Origin of the sequence: Methanospirillum sp., from assembly GCF_028679455.1 — an archaeon.
GTDB lineage: Archaea > Halobacteriota > Methanomicrobia > Methanomicrobiales > Methanospirillaceae > Methanospirillum.
The window spans coordinates 1-3689 of record NZ_JAJRBM010000001.1 but is presented as its reverse complement, the minus strand read 5'-3'; the positions used below and the strand labels follow the sequence as shown (position 1 = coordinate 3689).

The window sequence follows — 3689 nt, the reverse complement described above, 5'->3', positions numbered from 1 at the left end:
GAGACTTCTGGCCGAACTGATCAGCAAGTTCTGACCGGACCGTTTTTAGTTGCTCCGCTAATTCAGTATGGGTGATGGTGAGGGTGACCTTTGAAAACATGGAAAGGTTGGTGATGATCGCTTCCAGTCCTCCTGGAGCAAGTGAATATTTCCATACCGGATGTACACCGGTCATGGTCTCTGAACTCATTCCCGCATCTTTTCTTACAAGACCTGCCAGAACCAGTTTATCCAGATGTTTACGAATATTTTCATAACTGGTTTTAGTGATGGTTGTAATCTCTTTCAGTTCAAGAGGTTTAATCTCGAGTGCGGATAGAATCTGAAGGCGTGTGGGATTCGCAAGTGCGTTGAGATACTCACTCATCTCGATCAGGTATTCCGGATCCCGTTTTGCCTGAATCGTATTATTCGTCATCACCAATTCTGCGTTATAGTATGCATCAGAGAGATATGGTTTTTCTCTCTGAGCTGCGGTCAGAACATTGGATTTAGCCAGAAAAAAGTGAATGCCTCAAATGGCATAATATATCAGACTTTATCGAGAAGTGCTGCATGGGCTGCAGCGAGTCGGGCAATCGGAACCCGGGGACCTGAACATGAAACATAGGACAGACCGATGTTGTGACAATAAATAATTGAGGCAGGATGCCCTCCATGCTCACCGCAGATCCCTACCTTCATATCAGGTCTGACCTGACGTCCCCATTTTACTGCCTGCTTCATCAGCCTGCCGACTCCTTTAACGTCAAGAACTTCAAATGGGTTATCCTGAAGGATATTACTCATGTTATACATCGGCAGGAATTTATTTTCAGCATCTTCCCGCGAGAAGGAGAAGGTTGCCTGGGTGAGATCGTTAGTTCCGAATGAGAAGAACTCGGCCTCTTCAGCAAGATTATCTGCCCGCATACATGCCCTGACAACCTCAAGCATGGACCCGAATTTAAAGACCAGTGTTAGACCATTTGCTGCTTCAACACTTTTCCGGATCTCTTCAACCCATTCCTTCACCCGTTTAAGTTCCTGAGCAGTGCAAACCTGGGGCACCATGATCTCGGGGTGTACCTCGACACCTGCTTTCTGGCATTCTGCCGCAGCTTCAAGAATAGCCCGGATCTGCATCTCGTAGATCTCCGGGAAGGTAAGTCCAAGTCTGACACCGCGGTGCCCGAGCATCGGATTAACCTCATGCAGGGCACGGACTTTCTTGAGCATCGTCTCTTTCTTGGCAATTACCGCATCTACCAGTTCAGGATCGGTTGATTCCTGAACCAGATGTCCGGTGCCTGGAGAGATATTCATGAAAGTAACTGCATCAGAAAGAACCCGCATGCCCTTGATGGTGTCCCTCAGATTCCGGAGATCACTGATCTCATCAACCAGTTGGCGTTCGGTCGGGAGGAACTCATGAATCGGAGGGTCAAGCAGTCTTATTGTTACCGGCCTGGGTGCCATAACCTCGAAGATCTGCCTGAAATCCTCACGCTGAATCGGGAGGAGCTTTCCCAGGGCAACCTTGCGATCCTCTTTGGTCTCTGCAATGATCATCTCCACCATGATCGGCAACCGTTCAACCCCGTTGAACATACGTTCAGTCCGGCACAGGCCGATACCCATAGCACCGTATTTCAGGGAACGCTGGGCATCATCAGGGGTGTCTGCATTAGCCATGACCTTGAGCGTTGCTACGTCATCAGCCCAGGAGAGCAGGATCTTAAGTTCGTCTGAGAACTCTGTCTCGATCATTGGAACATCCCCCAGGTACACTAAACCGGTGGTTCCATCGATCGTGATCAGATCTCCCTCACTAAATTCATAATCACCGACCCTGGCTACCCGCATCTGGATATCAACGACAATCCCTTCAGCTCCTGAAACGCATGGCTTTCCCATTCCCCTGGCTACCACCGCAGCATGCGAGGTTTTTCCCCCTCTGCTGGTAAGGATCCCCTGGGATGCAAAGAAGCCATGAATATCTTCAGGTTTGGTCTCTTCCCTTACCAGGATAACCCGCTCACCGGTTCTTCCGAGTTTTTCAGCCCGGTCTGCATCAAAAACCGCAATCCCGATGGCTGCCCCTGGTGATGCCGGCAGCCCTTTAGCAACCGGTTTATTCGAATTTTTTGGATCAAGACGGGGGAAGAGGAGCTGGTTCAATATTTCCGGATTGATACGCAGAAGAGCCTGACGTTTGTCGATAAGCCCTGCCTTCTCCATCTCCACCGAACTGCGAACGAGCGCAGCTGCATTCATCTTCCCATTCCGGGTCTGCAGGCAGTACAGGATACCCTTTTCAATGGTGTACTCGAAGTCCTGCACTTCCTTATAGTGGCCCTCAAGTTTGCGGCGAAGTTCCATCAGTTCGCCAAACAGTCTGGGAAGTTCTTCAGCCATGGCTGCAACTGGTTTGGGTGTTCTGATACCGGCAACCACATCTTCACCCTGAGCGTTCACCAGGTATTCCCCAAACATCACATTCTCACCGGTGCCGGGATCACGGGTAAACCCTACCCCTGTGGCAGAGTCATTCCCCATGTTTCCAAAGACCATGGTGACCACACTCACGGCTGTACCATTTGCGATCTCCGGAGTGATTTTAAACTCACGGCGGTAATCCACAGCACGTTTGCCCATCCATGAATTGAAGACCGCTTTGATCGCAATCTCAAGTTGTTCAAAGGGATCAGCAGGGAATGGTTTGTGGGTGCAGAGTTGAACCACCTTCAGGAACCGTTCACATACTTCATTAAGGTCGGTTGCAGAAAGATCAACATCGTGTTTTACACCGGCCTTCTGCTTTACTGCCTCAAACTCAGCATCAAACTTCTCATCCGGAACACCGAGTGCAACCTTGCCAAAGAGCTGGATAAACCTGCGGTAGGCATCGTATCCAAACCGATCATTTCCGGTACCATTGATCAGACCCAGGAGAGTCTGGCTGTTGAGACCAAGGTTCAGGATGGTGTCCATCATCCCAGGCATGGAGATGGCTGACCCAGACCTGACCGAGACCAATAATGGTTTTTCTCTTCCACCAAAGGTTCGTCCGGTCTTTTTCTCAACCTCGGCAAGGCTAGCATGTACCTGATCAAGTACTCCTTCAGGGAGTTTTCGTTCTGGATCATCCAGATAGGCCAGGCAGGCCTCAGTGGTTATGACAAAACCCGGAGGAACGTTGAGATCAATCTGCGTCATTTCACACAGATTTGCTCCTTTCCCTCCGAGGAGTTTTTTGTTCTTCCCGTCACCTTCAGTAAAATCGTACACCCATTTCCGGCTCATAATATTTTCCTATTAACTCGATATGATGTTGAATCGCATTCGGTATGTTGTACTGGTCACTGGCATGAAAAAAGGCGATAGGATTTTGCCCTCTGCCAAAAAAGACCCTTCAGCCGTAGTATCGGATATCTGGAGCATATCCATCCTACATTCAGTTCCAAAAACCTGCTGCAGAGAAAAATACAGAGACAACGCTTGATTTACTATCGATAGTACCCGGATAATAAGCCCGGTTGTTCCCCGCTTGGGTAGATATGTGATCGATCCGGATCTCACGTCTGCTATAGGCTCATCATAGAACCATATAACCTTTTCAATTTATGATTCTGTGAACCATATTTCATCAATAAAAAGATGATGAAATGGACGAATTAAAAACAGAAAATTAATAAAAGTTCTGGGTC

The 3689-nt window shown here is 48.6% G+C and carries 2 protein-coding genes; both read right to left on the bottom strand.

The features are described 5' to 3' along the window. Positions 1–418: helix-turn-helix transcriptional regulator (locus LUQ50_RS00010; protein WP_300034229.1), on the bottom strand; the 418-nt coding region annotated here is incomplete at its 3' end. A 113-nt stretch (positions 419–531) separates the two neighbouring features. After that, positions 532–3285, bottom strand: coding sequence for a pyruvate, phosphate dikinase (ppdK, locus tag LUQ50_RS00005; RefSeq protein ID WP_300034226.1), 2754 nt, complete (start codon positions 3283–3285; stop codon positions 532–534). Positions 3286–3689 lie beyond the last annotated feature (404 nt).

Bases quoted from the DNA above. Each gene is read 5' to 3' on its own strand.
- ppdK (WP_300034226.1), bottom strand. From the start codon at position 3,285: ATGAGCCGGAAATGGGTGTACGATTTTACTGAAGGTGACGGGAAGAAC.